This is a genomic window from Rhodovulum sp. FJ3, from assembly GCF_032918305.1.
In the GTDB taxonomy this organism is placed as follows: Bacteria; Pseudomonadota; Alphaproteobacteria; order Rhodobacterales; family Rhodobacteraceae; genus SAT37.
In genome coordinates this window covers 65,944-83,665 of the sequence record NZ_JAWJUU010000006.1, presented here as the reverse complement: position 1 = coordinate 83,665, position 17,722 = coordinate 65,944, and the positions used below count along the sequence as shown (strand labels likewise).

The window sequence follows — 17,722 nt, the reverse complement described above, 5'->3', positions numbered from 1 at the left end:
GGGCCCCCGTTTGCGTTTATGCGTGGGCCTGGGCCCGCGCGCGGCGCCGTGAGTAGTTGTGCCAAATACGCCAGATGCTGAGCAGGATCAGCGGAGAGAACTGCACGATCGCGGGGAGCGGCTCACGCCAGCCATGCAGGGCCGCCCAATGCAGGAACGTCAGAACGGCGGCGGCATAGGTCCAGCGTTGGAGCGCCTTCCATCCCGTGCCCATCTTGCGCACGAAATAGTCCGCCGAGGTCACCGCTAGCGGGATAAAGATCGCAAAGGCAATCCAGCCGGTCAGCATGTCAAAATGCGTCGCCTGTTCCAGAATGCGGGCAATATCGGCGCGGTCGATCAGGTAGAGAACCGTGTGAAACGCCGCATAGAAAAACGCGGCCACCCCGAAATAGCGCCGGTTCTTACGCAACCACCGCGGCCCGCGCCACGTCTTCAGCAGCATACAAATCGGCGTCGCGATCATCGCCACAATCAGGAACCGTGCTGCGAATTCACCGGTCGGATGCACCAGAATGTGCAAAATGCGCGGGTTGGTCGAGGTCAGGGCCTGATAAACAAAGCCGACTGCGGGCAGGGCAAGCACCGCCCACAGCCAATAGGGATCTAATTTTTTCAACATAACGGACATCCACAATCTGGGTTGGTTATCGTTATACGGGCCAGCGTGGATTTTCCGTCGCCCCTTTATGCGGCGATTGCGTTTTCCGGTGCCAGCGCGTCGAGGCCAAGCGCCTGACCCACCGCCAGATTGGTCAGCCGTCCGTCATGGACGTTCAGACCGGCCATCAAACCCGGATCGGCGCGGCACGCGGCCTGCCACCCCTGATCGGCCAGCGCGACCACATAGGGCAGCGTTGCATTCCCAAGCGCAAGCGTTGAGGTCCGCGCCACGGCACCGGGCATATTGGCGACGCAATAATGCATGATGCCGTCGACCTCATAAATCGGGTCCTGATGCGTTGTAGCGCGCGAGGTCTCGAAACAGCCACCTTGGTCAATCGCCACATCGACAATGGCCGCGCCGGGCTTCATGTCGCCCAGTTGCGCGCGGGTGACCAGTTTCGGGGCCGCGGCACCGGGGATCAGGACCGCGCCGATGACCATATCCGCCTGCGCGACCAATTCTGCCGTCACGGCGGTTGAGGCATAATGCGTGCGCATCTGGCCGGCAAACACATCGTCCAGATAGCGCAGACGCGGCAGCGACCGGTCAAGGATATGCACCTCGGCCCGCATCCCGGCGGCGACACGCGCGGCGTTGGTGCCGACGACCCCGCCACCGATCACCACGACCTTGGCTGGCGCAACACCGGGCACACCGCCCAGCAACACACCGCGCCCGCCATTGGCCTTTTGCAACGTCCACGCGCCCATCTGCGGAGCCAGACGACCAGCCACCTCGGACATAGGTGCCAACAGGGGCAGGGCACCGGTGCGATCCGTCACGGTTTCATAGGCGATGGCGGTTGCGCCACTGGCCAGCAAATCGCGGGTCTGCTCGGGGTCGGGCGCAAGGTGCAGATAGGTGAACAACAGCTGACCGGGGCGCAGCATCGCGCGCTCGACCGCTTGGGGTTCCTTGACCTTGACGATCATATCGGCCTGTTCGAACACGTCCTTGGCCGTATCGACAAGGGTCGCACCGGCGGCGTGGTATTCGGGATCGCCGAACCCCGCGCCCGCACCGGCACCGGTTTCGATCACAACACTATGGCCATGGGCGACCAGTTCGGCCACGGCGGTCGGGGTCAGGCCGACGCGGAATTCCTGCGGCTTGATCTCTTTGGGACATCCAATTTTCATGCGTTCCTCCCTTAGCTGCCTCAAGTCTACGCCGATCACCGGAAATTTCTGTGCGATCTGATGCGTGCAACTGGCGCATGGCCGAAGATCGTGTTAAATTTGGCGGAAACCTTCGAAGGATCTTCGATCATGGCTGATCTCGACGACATGGATATCCGTATCCTGAACAACCTCCAACGGCGCGGGCGCATGTCGAACGCCGAACTGGCCGAGCGCGTGCACCTGTCCCAATCGGCCTGTCATCGGCGGGTCCAGCGGTTAGAGGCCGACGGCTATATCCGCGATTACGTCGCCCTGCTGAACGCGCGACAGGTCGGGCGCTCCACCACGGTGTTCGTTGAAATCACCCTGTCCGGTCAGGCCGATGAGGTGCTTGAGGCGTTTGAAACCGCCGTTGCACGCATTCCCGATGTGTTGGAATGTCACCTGATGGCGGGCAGTTTCGATTACCTGTTGAAGATCGTCGCGCGCGATAGCGAGGATTTCGCTCGCATCCACCGCCAATACCTGACCCGATTGCCGGGGGTGGCGCAGATGCATTCCAGTTTCGCCCTGAAAACCGTGTTTAAAACCACGGCCCTACCGATTTAACCGGCGCTGACAGAATCGGTGCCCTAAAAACAACAAACCCCCGGGGCCGGGCCGCGGGGGTCGTCGCACTGGGGCCCAAGGACCCCGGTTCGCCTGTCAGATCTTAGAGAAGACCTTCGCGCTGAGCCTTTTTACGGGCCAGTTTACGGGCGCGGCGGACAGCTTCTGCTTTCTCACGAGCTTTCTTTTCCGACGGCTTTTCAAAATGCTGACGGAGTTTCATCTCACGGAAAACACCCTCACGCTGAAGTTTTTTCTTCAGGGCGCGGAGGGCCTGATCGACGTTGTTATCGCGAACGCTAACCTGCATGTGGTTTTCACCACCTTTCTAGTTTGGAGTTGCAGTAAAAGTGCAGGAAGCCGCCGTATAGCAAAGCCTCGGCAACTTGTCTACAGGCGCGGTAAAGGGCGTAAATTGGCCAAATTGCGCCGCATGTGTTACCTCAGTCCCACGTCAGCATCGCTAGTTTTTTTAGATATTGCGACATTCTGACGCCCATTGCAGGCCAGAGCGCCGCAATGTCCAACCGGAAACCCGGAAACTTGTGTGGGATGTAACCCGTACGAGCAACAGGAGGGAACATGTTTACAAAAATACTGGTGCCAGTCGATCTGGCCCATGCCGAGAAAATGGACAAGGCGGTGCGTGTCGCATCCAGCCTCGCCCAGACCTACGGCGCTGCTCTGTGCTTTGTCGGAGTGAGCAGCGACGCCCCCACGTCGGTGGCGCATAGCCCTGATGAATTCGCCCAGAAACTGTCGGCCTTTGCCGCAGACAAGGGGGCCGCCTATGGCATCGCTGCCGTTAGTGAGGCGGTCATCGTCAACGACCCTGCGGTCGAGTTGAACCACGCGCTGGATAAGACGATCGACGGTGTCGGTGCCGATCTGGTGGTGATGGCAACGCACCTGCCAGGTGTGAGCGATTACATCTGGGCGGGTCACGGGGCGCATGTCGCCGCACATAGCAAGGCTTCGGTCTTTTTGGTGCGTGACTAAGGCCTCTGCAAAGAAATAGATGGGAGAAAGGAGGCCGTAATGGCCGACGAAAATAATAATATGGCAGATGGGATCCCCAGTCCGGACGGGGCTGCCAATCTGATCGATACCGAATACGAACTGGGTCAGGACAACGTTGAGGGAAGCGTTGGTCCGCTTGGGTTCGACATCCACAACCCCGTGTTCCCCGTGTCGGGCGCGGCTGTTGTGGCATTTGTGTTCTACACTCTGGTCCTGCCGGATCAGGCGGGTGCGGTGTTCTCGTGGCTGTTTGGCGCGGTGACCAAGGGGTTTGACTGGTTCTTCCTTGGGGCGGCGAACATCTTTGTGATCTTCTGCCTGCTGCTGATCGTGACGCCTCTGGGTAACGTGCGTCTGGGCGGGGCCGAGGCCAAGCCGGATTACGGCTATGTCGGCTGGTTCGCGATGCTGTTCGCGGCCGGTATGGGCATCGGCTTGATGTTCTATGGCGTGTCCGAACCGATGAGCCACTTTTCGTCCTCGCTGGGCGGTACGGCGGCTGAAAACGGCATGCGCACCGACTGGGCTCCGCTGGGTGCGGCTGCGGGCGACGAGGCTGCCGCGATGCGTCTGGGCATGGCAGCGACGATTTTCCACTGGGGTCTGCACCCGTGGGCGATCTATGCGGTTGTTGCTCTGGCACTGGCGTTGTTCAGCTATAACAAGGGCCTGCCCCTGACGATCCGTTCGGCCTTCCACCCGATCTTTGGCGATGCGGTCTGGGGCTGGGTTGGTCACATCATCGACACGTTGGCGGTGTTTGCGACGCTGTTTGGTCTGGCGACCTCGCTGGGCTTTGGCGCGACACAGGCGAATGCCGGTCTGAACGAACTGTTCGGCGTGCCGGTGAACTCGACCACCGAGGTGATCCTGATTTCGGCCATCACCGCGATTGCGCTGATTTCGGTTATGCGCGGTCTGGATGGCGGGGTGAAAATCCTGTCTGAAGTCAACATGGGCCTTGCCTTTGTCCTGTTGCTGTTCGTGCTGATCGCGGGTCCGACGCTGTTCCTGATCTCGCTCTTCTGGGACAGCCTTGTGGCCTATGTCGAATACCTGCCTGCGCTGTCCAACCCGATTGGACGTGAGGACGTGAACTTTAGCCAAGGCTGGACATCGTTCTACTGGGCGTGGTGGATTTCCTGGTCACCGTTCGTGGGCATGTTCATCGCCCGCGTCAGCCGTGGTCGCAGCGTGCGTGAATTCGTGATCTGCGTTCTGCTGATCCCGTCGCTGGTCTGTGTGCTGTGGATGTCGGTGTTTGGCGGAACCGCCCTGCATCAGGTGGTCAGCGATGGCTACACCGCGGCTCAGGACGCATCGCTGGAACTGAAACTGTTCAAGATGCTGGATGTTCTGCCGCTGGCGGGGATCACGTCGCTGATCGGTATTGTTCTGGTCATCGTGTTCTTTGTGACCTCGTCGGACTCCGGTTCGCTTGTGATCGACACGATCACGGCGGGCGGCAAGGTCGATGCGCCGATCCCCCAGCGTGCCTTCTGGTGTCTGTTTGAGGGCGCGGTGGCGATTGTCCTGCTGCTGAGTGCGGGCGGTCTGTCGTCGCTGCAATCCATGGTCATCTCGACCGGCCTGCCGTTCACGGTGGTGCTGCTGTTGATGTGCTATGCGATCCTGCGCGGGCTGTTGTCCGAACGTAAGGCAAAATAACCAATGCAACGGGCCGTCCTTTGGGCGGCCCGTTTGCCATATGGCCCGCATGCGACGACGTGCGGCTCGTCTTATCCCGTTGATCCCCTATATTTTCTGGTGACGCCCACGCAATTGCGTGCGGCCCAGCGATTGCGCCCCCGCCCATGTCGGGGCAATATCGCGCCAACGAAAGGATCAAAGCGATGAGCGATCACATCTCCCCACAGGACCGGATGCTAGAGGCCGCGCTGATGCATGTGCCGTTCGATGGCTGGGGGCCGGAAACCTTTGCCGCCGCCGCCGCCGATTGCGATATGTCCGAGGCACAGGCGCGTGCGCTGTTCCCGCGCGGGGCGCTTGATCTGGCGCTCTATATGCATCAGGTGGGCGATCAGGCGATGGTTGCCGCGATGCAGGCCACCGACATGTCCGAGATGCGGTTTCGGGATCGTGTGGCCCTCGGCGTACGTCTGCGCCTAGAGGCGATCCCCGACAAAGAGGCCGTGCGCCGCGCCGTGACCCTGTTCGCGCTGCCCCAAAACGCCGCCGAAGGGTCCAAGGCGATCTGGGGCACGGCGGATAAGATCTGGACCGCGCTGGGCGACAGTTCGGACGATGTGAACTGGTACACGAAACGGATGACCCTGTCGGGTGTGTATGGGTCCTGTGTCCTTTACTGGATGGGCGACGATAGCCCCGATCACGCGAATACATGGGCCTTTCTGGATCGCCGGATTGAGGACGTGATGCGGTTTGAAACCGTCAAGGCCAAGGTGAATAACAATCCTTTGTTCAGGCCGTTTCTGGCGGGCCCCAAGATGATCCTTGACCGGATCAAAGCGCCCAGCCGCACACCGCGCGCCGATATGCCCGGCCATTTTACCACCCCCGCCAATCAGGAGAGCAAATGAACACCCCCCAAATGATGCGCGCGGTTGAAATCACCAAACCGGGCGGGCCGGATGTGCTGTGCCTGACCGAACGTCCCGTGCCCAGCCCGCGCGCGGGTGAGGTTGTGTTAAAGCTGGCCTATGCCGGTGTGAACCGCCCCGATGCGTTGCAGCGCGCGGGGGCCTATGATCCGCCCCCGACCGCATCCGATCTGCCGGGGCTGGAAGGCGCGGGCGAGGTCGTCGCAGTGGGCGAGGGCGTCAGCGGTCTGTCGGTCGGCGATCAGGTCTGCGCGTTGTTGCCCGGTGGGGGCTATGCCGAATACGTGGCGACGCCCGCCGCGCATGCTCTGCCGATCCCCAGGGGGATGGATCTGCGCATGGCGGCCTGTCTGCCCGAGACGTTTTTCACGGTCTGGTCCAACGTGTTCATGCGGGGCGGCCTAAAGGCGGGCGAACGGTTCTTGGTCCACGGGGGATCGTCGGGGATCGGGACCACGGCAATCCAACTGGCCAAAGCCTTCGGCGCGCGGGTGTTCACCACCGCCGGTAGCGAGGAAAAGTGCCGGATTTGCTCCGAACTGGGCGCCGAGCGGGCGATCAATTACCGAGACGAGGATTTCGTCGCTGTCATGCGCGAACAGGGCGGGGCGGACGTGATTTTGGACATGGTCGGCGGCGATTACATCGCCAAGAACGTCAAGACCTTGGCCCCCGACGGGCGGATGGTTCATATCGCGTTCCTGTCCGGTCCCAAGGCCGAGATCAATTTCGCATTGGTCATGGCGAAACGTCTGACGATCACGGGATCGACCCTGCGCCCGCAGTCGGATGCGGCCAAGGCGGCGATTGCCGAAGAGCTGCGCGCGAAGGTTTGGCCGTTGATTGAGGCGGGGACGGTGGCGCCGGTGATGGACAGCGAATACGCGCTGGAAGATGCGGCCAAGGCCCACGCGCATATGGAGAGCAGCCAGCACATTGGCAAGATCGTTCTAAAGATCTGATCGTGCGTCGGTTCGCAAAAGGAAAAGCCTGCCCAAATGGGCAGGCTTTGTTGTTTTTGATCGGCGGGGATCTGACGATCCCCGTGCGCGTCTGTCTTAGGCCGCTTTGTGCAGGCGGGCGGTGAAGGCCGCACCCGAGGTTGCGCCGCGTTTTGCCTTGGCAGCCGCCAGAACAGCCAGATCGACAACCGGCTCAATCAGGACAACAGCCATGTAAGCCGCGCCGAAGCTGCTGACGCTGGCGAGAGTCGTTGCGTTGACGCCTTGGCCGTAGAAGGCCCAGAAGGCAACCCAAGCGACGATGCCGCCTTGGTATGCGGTCGACAGGGCCAGTGCCTGAGCGTAGGTGATGTCGGTGTAGGCGGTGCCTGCGGGGATGATACGTTTGGCCAGCATGTTGATGCCGAACAGCGGCACCAGCAGGGTGGTGACGTTCATGCCGTACTGGGGCAGGTCGAAGGGTGCAAAGAACAGGCCTTGCAGAGCCAGACCCGAGGCCAGAGCGATTGCAGCCGGACCAGCACCGAACAGCAGAAGCAGGGTCGAGCCGAGGATGAAGTGGACCTCGGACACGCCGACGGGCGCGTGCGGCAGGACCTGGAAGAAGCAGAACACCAGAACGGTTGCGATGGCGCTGCGCAGAATCAGCGCTGCGAGGCCACCGTCGCGACGGATGCTGTCGCCGGTTGCTTTGGTTGCGTAGGTCGCAGCGCCTGCTGCGGTACCGTAAGAAAGGGCGATCTTGGCGCCGTCGACAACGCCGGGTTCGATATGCATTTCGATCTCTCCTGCCAGCACCCACCGTGCTGGGAATATTTGTTTTTATGGCCCAAAGGCCGGTGATAATGGTCGGTCTCCTGGCTTGCGGGTCGTCGCGCCCCCCGCCTTTCCAATGCCTGATGGCATCAGTGGCTTTATGGGGTTTGCTCTCCGCTTACAGTTGCGGGGGCAGCCGCGGTGTTGCACCGTGTTCCCGTTTCATCCGCCGAGATGGCGAAACCATTTCCACCATCGATAGGCGAAACCGCATAGCCGGTCAAATACCGAAACGTCATCCCATAGTCTGATAGCGCCATCGCGTCGCCATTGTGCCCTTTGGATCACCGGATCGGATCAAACAACGCATCATCCAGCCTACAGTCGCGCACCACATCCGCCCCGCAGGTCACGGGATCCAGATCCTTGGACAGGCAGATGCGCGTCTCTTGGATGCGGTCGGCCTTGCAGGTGATGGTGACCATGTCGGGCGATAGGGCCGGGTTGTCCTGCAAAAACGCCTGTTCCACCACGGATGCGGGCAGTTTTACGGCGCGGTCGAGTTTGCGAAAGACCTCGGGGCGGGTGACGGCGTCAAAGGCCTTGCGCGCGGTGTCGTAATAGTCCTCGGCGCTTAGGCCCGCGCAACGGCCGTGCTTTTTCCATTGATACCACGCAAGGCCACTGGTCCCCATGATGTCCGCCATATCCTCGGTCAGCCAGCGGGGCGGGTCGCGTTCGATTGTCCGGCAATAGGCGGGCCAGCCCCCGTCGGCGTATTGCGGCCACAGCCCGTGCATGACCCAGCCGAAATCCGCCTCTGCGTCACATTGCGGTGAATTGCGCGCGTCCCCTTCGAGGGCGCACCACGTCGGGGACCAGCTGAGCGACAGGACGTAATAGTCGAAATCACCCGCCTGTTCGCCGTCAGCATGGGCCATGGTTGCCGACAACAGCAGCGCAATCAGAAATCGCATTTTCTCTTTCCTCTGGAACGGAACGGGACTATATACCCTGCAAACTCCCCGAAAACGAGGATAAGGTCCAGATGGACAGCCGTTTTCTCGGCACGGGAGAGAAGTATTCAAAGGAGTGCGTGTCATGGAAAAACCGATCATGGCCAAAGCGACCGCGGTATGGCTGGTCGACAACACGACGCTGACGTTCAAACAGGTCGCTGACTTCTGCGGCCTGCATGAGCTTGAGGTGCAGGGCATTGCCGATGGCGACGTCGCCGCCGGTGTGCGCGGGTTCGATCCGGTTGCCAACAACCAGCTGACCCAAGACGAGATCGACCGCGCCGAGGCCGATCCGCTGCGCAAGCTGAAGCTGAAGTTCAACCCCGCCGCCGTGGGCGAGGAAAAACGCCGTGGCCCGCGTTACACGCCGCTGTCCAAGCGTCAGGACCGCCCGAACTCGATCCTGTGGCTGGTGAAATTCCACCCCGAACTGTCGGACGGTCAGATTGCGAAACTGGTCGGCACCACCAAGCCGACGATTCAGTCGATCCGTGAGCGGACCCACTGGAACATCGCCAACATGCAGCCGATTGATCCGGTTGCTCTGGGCCTGTGTAAGCAGACCGAGCTGGACAAAGCTGTGCAAAAGGCCGCCGCGAAACGCGCTGCCGAAGGTGCCGCGATGACCGATGACGAGCGTCGCAAGCTGCTGTCGACCGAACAGTCGCTGGAGATGGAAGCAGAGCCGAAAATGCCGACCGCGATCTCGGGTCTGGAAACCTTCTCTTTGTCGGGCAACACCGACGAGGAAGAGGAAAAATCGGACGAGCAGTTCCAAGATGCGGACAGCTTCTTCAACCTGCCTTCGGGTGATGATGACGAAGACGACGACAAGTAATCGCCTGATTACCTATCTTACGAAAAACCCGGCCACTGGCCGGGTTTTTTTGTTTGTTCAGAACCTGCGCCGTGCCTTGAGAGCCGCGCCAATCGTGCCGTCATCGAGGTAATCAAGCTCGCCCCCGATGGGCACCCCTTGGGCCAATGACGTCACCGCAACGCCCGTGTCATGCAGTTGATCGGCGATGTAATGGGCCGTGGTTTGCCCGTCGACCGTGGCGTTCAAGGCCAGAATGACCTCGGTGATCTGTTCGGCGGCAATACGGTCAACCAGTTGCGGGATGCGCAGATCCTCGGGCCCCACACTGTCCAGCGCGGACAAGGTCCCGCCCAGCACGTGATAGCGTCCCGAAAACGCCTGACCGCGTTCCATCGCCCAGAGGTCCGAAACGTCCTCGACCACGCACAATTCGCCTGTGGCGCGGCGGTCGTCATTGCAGATGTCACAGATATCGGCGGTGCCGATGTTGCCACAGTTCAGACATTCGCGCGCGGACTGGGCGACCTGATGCATCAGATCGGCAAGCGGCGCCATCTGGCCCGTGCGCTTTTTGATCAGGTGCAGAACCGCACGTCGCGCCGACCGGGGACCCAGCCCCGGCAGTTTGGCCATCTGTGTGATCAGCGCCTCAATGTCTTTGGTGGCCTGTGACACGTGCGGATCAGAACGGCAGTTTCATATCCGCCGGCAGACCCAGACCTTCGGTCAGTTTCTGCATTTCCTCTTGGCTTTTCTCGGCCGCTTTTTGTTGCGCGTCCTTGATCGCCGCAAGGATCAGGTCCTCGGCCACCTCTTTTTCCGAGGGCACAAAGATGCTCTCGTCGATGCTGAGGCCGACCAGTTCGCCCTTGGCGGTAGCGGTTGCGGTCACCAGACCCGCGCCCGATTCACCGGTCACGGTGAGGGACGCCAGATCGTCCTGCAGCTGGCCCATTTTGCTTTGCATTTCCTGCGCGGCTTTCATCATCTTGGCCATGTCGCCAAGACCGCCCAAACCTTTGAACATCGGTCTCTCCTAAATTAGCTGTCCTCGAAAGGATCCCATTCGTCGTCCACCTCGGGCAGGGCTTCGGCGGCTGCGGCCTTGGCCAGTTCCTCGGGGGTGCGGATGTCGGTGATTTTCGCCGATGGAAAGGCCAGCAGTACGGCCTGAACCAACGGATGTTCCTGTGCCTTGGCCTCCATCGCCAGACGTTCGGCGTCTCGGTCCTCGGCGATTGTGGTGCCCCCGCCCGAGCCGGTCACGGACACACCCCAACGGGTGCCGGTCCATGTCTGCAGGCATTGGGCAAGACGCGCCGCCAGATCGCGGGGCGCATCGGCGGTCGGTTCGAATTCGATGCGACCGGGCGAATAGCTGACCAGACGCAGGGTCGTTTCCACCTCGACAAGCAATTTCACATCGCGGTGCGCGCGGATCAGTTCGACCACCTTATCGAAGGTCGGATAATGGGCAAGGCTGGCCACCGTTTCTTGGGCCAGTGCCGCCATCGGTGCGCCACCGCCGCCACCGCTGGGCGCGCTGTGCATGGTGGGCGCATGGGTCACGCCGCTGCCACCGCCCATGGGCGCACCGGCGCCGCCACCGGGACCGCTTGGCATCGGCGGGGGCGGGGTGTCCTGTAGCTTGCGCACCAAATCCTCGGGCGAAGGCAGGGTCGAGATATGCGTCAAACGGATGATCGCCATTTCGGCGGCCATCATGGCGTTCGGGGCCATCGCGACCTCTTCGAGCGCCTTGAGCAGCATCTGCCACATCCGCGTCATCGCCCGCATCGGCAGCTTTTCCGCCATCGACAACCCGCGCGCACGTTCATCTGGCGATACGGTTGGGTCCTCGGCGGCCTCGGGGGTGATCTTGATTACGCTGATCCAATGGGTGATCTCGGCCAGATCGCGCAGCACCGCCATCGGGTCGGCCCCATCGGCATATTGTGCGGACAGTTCGGACAGCGCGCCCGCCGCGTCACCGGCCATGATCATGTCATAAAGGTCCAGAACACGACCGCGATCCGCCAGACCCAGCATCGCGCGCACCTGTTCGGCGGTGGTTTCACCGGCCCCGTGCGAAATCGCCTGATCCAGCAGGCTCATCGCGTCACGCACCGATCCCTCGGCCGCGCGGGTGATCAGGGCAAGCGCATCCGTGGCGATCTCGGCACCCTCAAGGCCCGCGATCTTGCGCAGGTGGGCGATCATCACCTCAGGCTCAATCCGGCGCAAATCGAACCGTTGGCACCGCGACAGAACCGTCACCGGCACCTTGCGGATTTCGGTGGTGGCAAAGATGAATTTGACGTGGGCGGGCGGTTCTTCGAGCGTCTTCAGCAGCGCGTTGAACGCGCTGGTCGACAGCATGTGAACCTCATCGATGATGTAGATTTTATAGCGGGCACTGGCGGCGCGGTAATGGACGCTGTCGATGATTTCGCGGATGTCGCCCACACCGGTGCGCGATGCGGCGTCCATTTCCATCACATCGACATGGCGGCCCTCGGCGATGGCGACGCAGTGTTCGCAGACACCGCAGGGATCCGTGGTCGGTCCGCCGTTTCCATCCGGCCCGATACAGTTCATGCCCTTGGAAATAATCCGCGCGGTGGTGGTTTTGCCGGTCCCGCGGATACCGGTCATGATGAACGCCTGCGCAATCCGGTCGGCGGCAAAGGCGTTTTTCAGAGTGCGCACCATGGCCTCTTGGCCGATCAGATCGACAAAGGTCGCCGGACGGTATTTGCGGGCGAGTACCTGATAGCCTTGGTCGTTGGTGTCGGTCATGGGGGCCTGTTCACTATGCTTGGCGCAAAGGTAAAGCGATGCCATGCGGACGTCCACCGCAATCATCGGGCGCGTGCAAGAAGGTGCCACAGATGTAGGGGGGGTGAGGTGAGAGGCTGGACAACGACCCAAGCGGGGCTCGTTACGGCTGCTTCCTTCCGGACCTGACCGGGTTGGCGAGGTGCCTGCCCGCGCCAACCTCTCGAGGGCCGATATAGGCCCCGCGTGCCGGATTCGCAAGACCCTAGGGAATCAGCCCTGCCAGACGCGCGCCGGTCATGATGTCCTCGGCCACGTGATGGGCCAGATCGGTTTGCGGCGCGGCCATGTCGGGCACCTGTACCACGCGCATACCGGCGGCATGGGCGGCGCGCACGCCTGTGTCGCTGTCCTCAAACACCAAACAATCGGCGGGGGGCACGTTCAGCAGGTTTGCCGCCCGCAAATAGGGTTCGGGTGCCGGTTTCGGCGCGGTCACATCGTCAAATCCGACCAGAATGTCGAACCGGTGCCGGATACCCGCCCCGTCCAATTTCGCCCACGCACGTTTGGTGTGGCTGGACGTGGCGATGGCGCGCGCGACGTTCATCCCGTCCAGCAGGTCCAACAATTCCTCAACACGCGGGCGCAGGGAAATCCCACCGGCAAAGGCGCGCTCGCACGAGGCCTGCCAGCGGCGATCGAGTTCCGCGCGGTCAAAATCGCCAAGGCGTTCGCGCAGGCGTTGCTCGCCCGTGATCTGATCAATTCCGACCAGTGACAGGAAAAACTCATGCGGCAGGTCATAGCCCATTTCCGCACAGGCCTCGGCACCCGCCATCAACGCGACCCTCTCGGTATCCAAGAGCAGCCCGTCCATATCGAAAATCACGGCCTTATACATCGCGTCCCCCGTCGGTTCCGCCGATCTATAGCGTCACAAATAGAGGCGGAACCAGTGGAAACCGTCCTTACCCGCGCCGGTGTGATCGACGCGCAGGTGGTCCAGATCATCCAGATGCGCGGCGGCCTTGGGGCCCGATTGGAACAACACGCTGGTGTTCGGCAGGGGGGCAAAGGACCACGGAGGCGGGGCGGGCAGGGTGATGTCAGGGTGTTCGGTGATGTAGCGGATCAGGATGTCGCGGTTGGTATCGGGGCCTTCAAACACGATACCGCGCCCATTTGCGCCCGCGAAATTCCCGCCCCCGTTCGCGCGATAGCTGTTGGTCGCGATGATGAACCGGTCGCTGTCCTGAACGGGGCGTCCGTCGTGGCGCAGGTCCACGATGCGCCGCGCCTCGGGGTGCTCAAGATGGCCCTCGAACGCTGTGAACTTGTTGGGTTGGCTGATGTCGACCTGATAGGTCAGCCCCTCAATCAGGTCGAAATTATAGCTGGGGAAATTGGGATTCAGAAGGCGTTGATCCGTTCCCCCCCGCGTGATCGTGTTGAACAGGCTGGCGCTGCGCTCTAGCCAATCGCGCAGGTCCGCGCCGGTGATGTCAATCGCGCGGATCGTGTTGGGGTAGAGGTACAGGTCCGCCACATGCCGGATCGACAGGGGACCTGCGGGCACGTCGGTATAGTAATCCGGCCCCCCGCGTCCGCCGCATTTGAACGGCGATGCGGCGGCCAGAACCGGTCGATCCGCCAATGGCCCACCGGCCAGTGCGGTTTCCACGTACCATTTCTGGGCCAGCGCGGCCAAACGCACGGACCGGTCCGGCGTGATCGTCGCGAAGTAGCTGTGCAGCGGGGTTTGGGTATGTCCAACCGGTTGGCGGACAAACTCGATGGTTTGTGTGTGGGGTGTCTCGATCAGGGACAGGATGGCGGGTTGCTCTGGCACGCTGGCGACTGAGTTCCCGCCGGTTTCGCGCTTGGAAATCGGGTGGACGGCGGTCTCGAACTCGGCCACATGCCAGCCCGCGTCGTCGCGGCGCAGGGACAGGTCAATGACACCCACATGCGATCCCCAAAAACCCGCCATCACGGCGGGCGTGCCGTGCAGCGTGCCACGGACAGGGTCAACGACAGAACAGGGGGCGAAATCGCTGCCTGGAAAGGTCAGATGCTGATGCCCGCAGAGAACCGCGTCGATCCCATCAATTGCGGCCAGCGGGATTGCTGCGTTTTCCATCATCGGATGCGGGGCCGTTTCTGACAGGCCAGAGTGACACAGGGCGATTACCACATCGGCCCCGTTTGCGCGCATATGCGGCACATAGGCGGCGGCGGTCTCAAGGATATCGCGGGTGTGCAGATGGCCCTCTAGGTGGCGACGTTCCCACTGCATGATCTGGGGCGGGATGAATCCGATGATGCCGATGCGGATCGGGTGCACCTCGCCTGCGCCATCGGTGATCTGGCGATCCAGCATCGCAATGGGCGGGCAATAGGGCGTATCGGTCAGGGGCGTGTCGCCCAGATCGCGCACCAGATTGGCCAGAACAAAGGGAAAGGTCGCGCTCTCTAAGCTCTGCTCAAGAAACGGCAGGCCATAGTTGAATTCGTGATTGCCCAGCGTCCCGCCGTCATACCCCAGCATATTCATTGCTGCGATCATTGGATGGGGCGGGGCCTGATCCGCCTCAAACGCCAGATAATCGCCCAACGGATTGCCCTGCAGAAAATCCCCGTTGTCCAGCAACACCGAATTGCGCGCCCCCGCCCGCAGATCGCCTATCAGGCTGGCCGCGCGGGATAGGCCCACGGTCTGGGACGGCTTGTCGGCATAATAGTCGTACCCGCGCACATGCATGTGCAGGTCGGTTGTTTCTAAAATGCGCAGGTGGGCTTCATTTTTGTGTGGGCGACTTGAAAATCGGTGCAAAGGGGGCAACAAATCTCTCGGGCAAATGGGGCGATAAAAAACGTCGAAAAATATATTTGTAATGTAACACGATTAATGACCGCGCACGGGGCTGAGGGAAACCATTCAAAGGTTAATTTCACGGTTCTGTGATCGTCGTCATTTTTCGGCAACGGTATTGTTAACGTTAATAAAAATTAACGGATCGGGAGCGGTCTGTGTGTGAGGAGAGAGCGCGATGCGAGACGCGGAAACGGTGACCTTTGGCGGATCGGGCTTGGATCGTGCGGCGGAACTGCGCGGGGATCAGGACGCGCTGAACCGGTTGATGCACAACGGACGGGCGCAAATTCTGGTCCTTTGGCGGGGCAAGCCGATGCTGATGGGGGCGGGTCGCGATGCGCTGGGCATGGTGGGGCCGGAACACATTTCCGTGGTGGATCGTCTAGAGCGCGCGGTGTTTTTGGGCCGCAAGGACGCCGAGACCGGCTATTTCGCCATCGACATTTCCGACTGGGAGCCGCCCGAGACGCCCGAAACTCTTGGGGCCTTCGTGGACCACAGCGAACAGATCCATCCCGACTTTCCCGCCGATTTCGCGCTGGTGGAGCTGCGTGGCGCGATGGGGCGTCTGTCGCCGCGCGACGCGGAACTGGCCGCAACGGCGCGTGGCATTCTGGGCTGGCACCAGAGCCACGGGTTCTGTGCGCGCTGTGGGGCGAAATCCGCCCTGTCCATGGCCGGTTGGCAAAGCACCTGTCCCGCCTGCGGCACGCATCATTTCCCGCGCACCGATCCCGTTGTGATCATGTTGATCACGCATGGGAATTCGGTCCTGCTTGGCCGTTCGCACGGGTGGCCCGAGGGGATGTATTCCCTGCTGGCGGGTTTCATTGAGCCCGGCGAGACGATTGAGGCGGCCGTCCGGCGCGAGGTTTTTGAAGAGGCGGGCGTTCAGGTCGGCGCGGTGGATTACCTGGCATCGCAACCGTGGCCGTTTCCCAGCAGTCTTATGATGGGCTGTCGCGGGCAGGCAACCAGCAAGGACATCACCATCGACCCCGAAGAGATCGAGGATGCCCTCTGGATTTCGCGCGAAGAGATGATGCGCGTCTTTGCCGGTGAACATCCGACGATAAAACCGTCGCGCAAAGGGTCGATTGCGCATTTTTTGATGCAGAAATGGCTAGCCGATCAGCTTGATTGACGTTTCAACGGGAACAGGGCACATCTTTAGGCAAGATGAAGTTTTCGACACGCGAAGATATCTCGGCACCGATCGAACAGGTCTATGACGCTCTGGTCGATTTCGATGCTTTTGAACGCGCCGTTCTGCGGCGGGGTCTGGACGCTGTGCGGGTGGACAACCTCAGCGCGCCGGGCGTCGGGATGCAGTGGAAAAGCAAGTTCAAATTCCGCGGCAAACCCCGCAACATGATCAGTGAGGTCACCGCGCTGGATCGGCCGGAACGGTTCGTTTTGACGTCGCAGGTGTCGGGGTTGGACGCGATTGTCACATTGGACCTGTTGGCCCTGTCACCGCGCCAGACCCGAGTGTCGCTGGACGTTGAGATCAAGCCAACATCGCTGTCTTCGCGGTTGTTCCTGCAATCCCTGCGCCTTGCAAAAGCCGGTCTGAACCGTCGGTTCAAAAAGGGCTTTCACAAGTATTTGCACAGCACTGTCGGATAAGACCGCCGCAGGTCAGATGCGCACCCGATTGGTCGGATATACGCCCAGCAGTTTGACGTTCGACGTGAAATAATCCAGTTCATCCAAGGCCAGTTTGACGTTGTGATCGTCGGGGTGCCCTTCGATGTCGGCGTAGAACTGGGTCGCGGTGAACGATCCGTCGACCATATAGCTCTCAAGCTTGGTCATGTTGACGCCATTGGTCGCGAATCCCCCCATCGCCTTGTAGAGGGCGGCGGGAATATTGCGCACGCTAAAGACAAAGGTCGTCATCATCTTGCCCTCGCCACGACGACTTAGGTCGGCCTCGCGCGACATGATCAGGAACCGTGTGGTGTTTTTGTCATGGTCCTCGATGTGGCGGGCCAGAACGTCCAGACCATAGATTTCACCAGCCAGTTCAGAGGCAAGGGCCGCCTGCGTCGGTTCGCCGTCCTGTGCCACGATCTGGGCCGAACCCGCCGTATCCGCGCCCGTCACCGGCGCAATACCGTGTTCGCGCAGGAACGACCGGCACTGACCCAGAAGAACCGTGTGACTCATCGCGGTTTTGACGTCGCGCAGGGGCGTGCCCGGAACCGCTAAGAGGTTGATATGTACGCGAACAAAGGCCTCGTCGATGATGTGCAGCCCCGATTCCGGAAGCAGGTGATGGATGTCGGCAACCCGCCCGTAGGTCGAGTTTTCGACCGGCAACATACCCAGATCGGCGGTGCCGCTGCGCACGGCCTCGATCACGTCTTCAAATGTCTTGCAGGGGAGGGCCTCATGCTCGGGGCGGGCCTGACGACAGGCCTGATGGGAATAGGCGCCCAGTTCTCCTTGGAATGCGATTCTTCCAGTCATCTTTTCCCTCACACTTTTCTTGGCCCAGTGGCGTC

General features: G+C 61.3%; 19 protein-coding genes, 1 other RNA gene and 1 riboswitch. Of the genes, 8 read left to right on the top strand and 12 right to left on the bottom strand.

Translation table 11 applies throughout. The features are described 5' to 3' along the window. Window positions 1–16: 16 nt before the first annotated feature. Together R1W00_RS15370 and ald are read right to left on the bottom strand one after the other, a co-directional pair. Entirely contained in the window at window positions 17–622 is a 606-nt protein-coding gene (locus R1W00_RS15370; protein WP_317263648.1) for a sulfite oxidase heme-binding subunit YedZ, read from the bottom strand. A 65-nt stretch (window positions 623–687) separates the two neighbouring features. Then, window positions 688–1,806 carry an alanine dehydrogenase gene (gene ald, locus R1W00_RS15365; RefSeq protein WP_317263647.1) on the bottom strand — a complete coding sequence of 373 codons (1,119 nt, stop codon included), beginning with the start codon at window positions 1,804–1,806 and terminating at the stop codon, window positions 688–690. A gap of 129 nt (window positions 1,807–1,935) precedes the next feature. Here ald and R1W00_RS15360 point away from each other — a divergent pair, with 129 nt between their 5' ends. Then, on the top strand, window positions 1,936–2,397 hold the full coding sequence (locus R1W00_RS15360) for an Lrp/AsnC family transcriptional regulator (RefSeq protein ID WP_317263646.1): 462 nt from the start codon (window positions 1,936–1,938) through the stop codon (window positions 2,395–2,397). Between the two features lie 103 nt (window positions 2,398–2,500). Here the strand turns inward: R1W00_RS15360 and rpsU are convergent, their stop codons facing one another. Then, window positions 2,501–2,707: a 30S ribosomal protein S21 gene (gene rpsU, locus R1W00_RS15355; protein WP_008885097.1), complete on the bottom strand. Its 207-nt coding sequence runs from the start codon at window positions 2,705–2,707 to the stop codon at window positions 2,501–2,503. Window positions 2,708–2,979: 272 nt separating this feature from the next. Here rpsU and R1W00_RS15350 point away from each other — a divergent pair, with 272 nt between their 5' ends. The 4 genes from R1W00_RS15350 (at window position 2,980) to R1W00_RS15335 (ending at window position 6,961) form a co-directional block, all read left to right on the top strand. After that, window positions 2,980–3,396, top strand: coding sequence for a universal stress protein (locus R1W00_RS15350; RefSeq protein ID WP_317263645.1), 417 nt, complete (start codon window positions 2,980–2,982; stop codon window positions 3,394–3,396). Window positions 3,397–3,435: 39 nt separating this feature from the next. Further along, entirely contained in the window at window positions 3,436–5,085 is a 1,650-nt protein-coding gene (locus R1W00_RS15345) for a BCCT family transporter (protein ID WP_317263644.1), read from the top strand. A 185-nt stretch (window positions 5,086–5,270) separates the two neighbouring features. Next, on the top strand, window positions 5,271–5,978 hold the full coding sequence (locus R1W00_RS15340; RefSeq protein ID WP_317263643.1) for a COQ9 family protein: 708 nt from the start codon (window positions 5,271–5,273) through the stop codon (window positions 5,976–5,978). Beyond that, a complete protein-coding gene (locus R1W00_RS15335) occupies window positions 5,975–6,961 on the top strand; it encodes an NAD(P)H-quinone oxidoreductase (protein ID WP_317263642.1) in 987 nt (328 codons plus the stop codon). The genes R1W00_RS15340 and R1W00_RS15335 overlap by 4 nt, the downstream gene beginning before the upstream one ends. A 96-nt stretch (window positions 6,962–7,057) precedes the next feature. Here the strand turns inward: R1W00_RS15335 and R1W00_RS15330 are convergent, their stop codons facing one another. Both R1W00_RS15330 and R1W00_RS15325 read right to left on the bottom strand, forming a co-directional pair. Beyond that, entirely contained in the window at window positions 7,058–7,738 is a 681-nt protein-coding gene (locus tag R1W00_RS15330) for an energy-coupling factor ABC transporter permease (RefSeq protein WP_317263641.1), read from the bottom strand. A 52-nt stretch (window positions 7,739–7,790) separates the two neighbouring features. Further along, a riboswitch (cobalamin riboswitch) is annotated at window positions 7,791–7,980 on the bottom strand. Window positions 7,981–8,061: 81 nt separating this feature from the next. After that, window positions 8,062–8,694, bottom strand: a complete 633-nt coding sequence (locus tag R1W00_RS15325) for a ribonuclease T2 (RefSeq protein WP_317263640.1) — start codon at window positions 8,692–8,694, stop codon at window positions 8,062–8,064. A gap of 124 nt (window positions 8,695–8,818) precedes the next feature. On the opposite strand from R1W00_RS15325, the gene R1W00_RS15320 reads away from it, so the two are divergent. After that, window positions 8,819–9,574, top strand: a complete 756-nt coding sequence (locus tag R1W00_RS15320) for a DUF1013 domain-containing protein (RefSeq protein WP_317263639.1) — start codon at window positions 8,819–8,821, stop codon at window positions 9,572–9,574. Between the two features lie 57 nt (window positions 9,575–9,631). On the opposite strand, the gene recR is transcribed toward R1W00_RS15320, so the two are convergent. The 6 genes from recR to R1W00_RS15290 all read right to left on the bottom strand — a co-directional run bounded on the left by recR (window position 9,632) and on the right by R1W00_RS15290 (window position 15,170). Further along, window positions 9,632–10,231: a recombination mediator RecR gene (recR, locus tag R1W00_RS15315; RefSeq protein WP_317263638.1), complete on the bottom strand. Its 600-nt coding sequence runs from the start codon at window positions 10,229–10,231 to the stop codon at window positions 9,632–9,634. A 7-nt stretch (window positions 10,232–10,238) separates the two neighbouring features. Then, complete coding sequence (locus tag R1W00_RS15310; protein ID WP_317263637.1) at window positions 10,239–10,583, bottom strand: YbaB/EbfC family nucleoid-associated protein; 345 nt, start codon at window positions 10,581–10,583, stop codon at window positions 10,239–10,241. 14 nt (window positions 10,584–10,597) lie between these two features. Continuing rightward, window positions 10,598–12,355: a DNA polymerase III subunit gamma/tau gene (locus tag R1W00_RS15305; protein WP_410901565.1), complete on the bottom strand. Its 1,758-nt coding sequence runs from the start codon at window positions 12,353–12,355 to the stop codon at window positions 10,598–10,600. A gap of 106 nt (window positions 12,356–12,461) precedes the next feature. Continuing rightward, window positions 12,462–12,560: signal recognition particle sRNA small type (gene ffs, locus R1W00_RS15300), an RNA gene on the bottom strand. 39 nt (window positions 12,561–12,599) lie between these two features. Then, window positions 12,600–13,238: an HAD family phosphatase gene (locus R1W00_RS15295; protein WP_317263635.1), complete on the bottom strand. Its 639-nt coding sequence runs from the start codon at window positions 13,236–13,238 to the stop codon at window positions 12,600–12,602. A 33-nt stretch (window positions 13,239–13,271) separates the two neighbouring features. Continuing rightward, entirely contained in the window at window positions 13,272–15,170 is a 1,899-nt protein-coding gene (locus R1W00_RS15290; RefSeq protein WP_317263634.1) for a bifunctional 2',3'-cyclic-nucleotide 2'-phosphodiesterase/3'-nucleotidase, read from the bottom strand. Window positions 15,171–15,387: 217 nt separating this feature from the next. Between R1W00_RS15290 and nudC the strand changes: the two genes are divergently transcribed. Together nudC and R1W00_RS15280 are read left to right on the top strand one after the other, a co-directional pair. After that, the gene (gene nudC / locus R1W00_RS15285; protein WP_317263633.1) at window positions 15,388–16,356 is read left to right on the top strand and encodes an NAD(+) diphosphatase; all 969 of its coding nucleotides are present in this window, start codon (window positions 15,388–15,390) and stop codon (window positions 16,354–16,356) included. Window positions 16,357–16,391: 35 nt separating this feature from the next. Beyond that, on the top strand, window positions 16,392–16,841 hold the full coding sequence (locus R1W00_RS15280) for an SRPBCC family protein (RefSeq protein WP_317263632.1): 450 nt from the start codon (window positions 16,392–16,394) through the stop codon (window positions 16,839–16,841). Between the two features lie 12 nt (window positions 16,842–16,853). Here the strand turns inward: R1W00_RS15280 and R1W00_RS15275 are convergent, their stop codons facing one another. Further along, entirely contained in the window at window positions 16,854–17,687 is an 834-nt protein-coding gene (locus R1W00_RS15275) for a prephenate dehydratase (RefSeq protein ID WP_317263631.1), read from the bottom strand. Between the last annotated feature and the right edge of the window lie 35 nt (window positions 17,688–17,722).

What these genes read in the sequence shown, in the direction of transcription:
- nudC (WP_317263633.1), top strand. Translation starts at nt 15,388, where the DNA reads ATGCGAGACGCGGAAACGGTGACCTTTGGCGGATCGGGCTTGGATCGT.
- R1W00_RS15295 (WP_317263635.1), bottom strand. Translation starts at nt 13,238, where the DNA reads ATGTATAAGGCCGTGATTTTCGATATGGACGGGCTGCTCTTGGATACC.
- R1W00_RS15275 (WP_317263631.1), bottom strand. Translation starts at nt 17,687, where the DNA reads ATGACTGGAAGAATCGCATTCCAAGGAGAACTGGGCGCCTATTCCCAT.
- R1W00_RS15310 (WP_317263637.1), bottom strand. Translation starts at nt 10,583, where the DNA reads ATGTTCAAAGGTTTGGGCGGTCTTGGCGACATGGCCAAGATGATGAAA.
- R1W00_RS15335 (WP_317263642.1), top strand. Translation starts at nt 5,975, where the DNA reads ATGAACACCCCCCAAATGATGCGCGCGGTTGAAATCACCAAACCGGGC.
- ald (WP_317263647.1), bottom strand. Translation starts at nt 1,806, where the DNA reads ATGAAAATTGGATGTCCCAAAGAGATCAAGCCGCAGGAATTCCGCGTC.
- R1W00_RS15350 (WP_317263645.1), top strand. Translation starts at nt 2,980, where the DNA reads ATGTTTACAAAAATACTGGTGCCAGTCGATCTGGCCCATGCCGAGAAA.
- R1W00_RS15370 (WP_317263648.1), bottom strand. Translation starts at nt 622, where the DNA reads ATGTTGAAAAAATTAGATCCCTATTGGCTGTGGGCGGTGCTTGCCCTG.
- R1W00_RS15325 (WP_317263640.1), bottom strand. Translation starts at nt 8,694, where the DNA reads ATGCGATTTCTGATTGCGCTGCTGTTGTCGGCAACCATGGCCCATGCT.
- R1W00_RS15280 (WP_317263632.1), top strand. Translation starts at nt 16,392, where the DNA reads ATGAAGTTTTCGACACGCGAAGATATCTCGGCACCGATCGAACAGGTC.
- R1W00_RS15330 (WP_317263641.1), bottom strand. Translation starts at nt 7,738, where the DNA reads ATGCATATCGAACCCGGCGTTGTCGACGGCGCCAAGATCGCCCTTTCT.
- rpsU (WP_008885097.1), bottom strand. Translation starts at nt 2,707, where the DNA reads ATGCAGGTTAGCGTTCGCGATAACAACGTCGATCAGGCCCTCCGCGCC.
- R1W00_RS15360 (WP_317263646.1), top strand. Translation starts at nt 1,936, where the DNA reads ATGGCTGATCTCGACGACATGGATATCCGTATCCTGAACAACCTCCAA.
- R1W00_RS15320 (WP_317263639.1), top strand. Translation starts at nt 8,819, where the DNA reads ATGGAAAAACCGATCATGGCCAAAGCGACCGCGGTATGGCTGGTCGAC.
- R1W00_RS15305 (WP_410901565.1), bottom strand. Translation starts at nt 12,355, where the DNA reads ATGACCGACACCAACGACCAAGGCTATCAGGTACTCGCCCGCAAATAC.
- R1W00_RS15340 (WP_317263643.1), top strand. Translation starts at nt 5,271, where the DNA reads ATGAGCGATCACATCTCCCCACAGGACCGGATGCTAGAGGCCGCGCTG.
- R1W00_RS15345 (WP_317263644.1), top strand. Translation starts at nt 3,436, where the DNA reads ATGGCCGACGAAAATAATAATATGGCAGATGGGATCCCCAGTCCGGAC.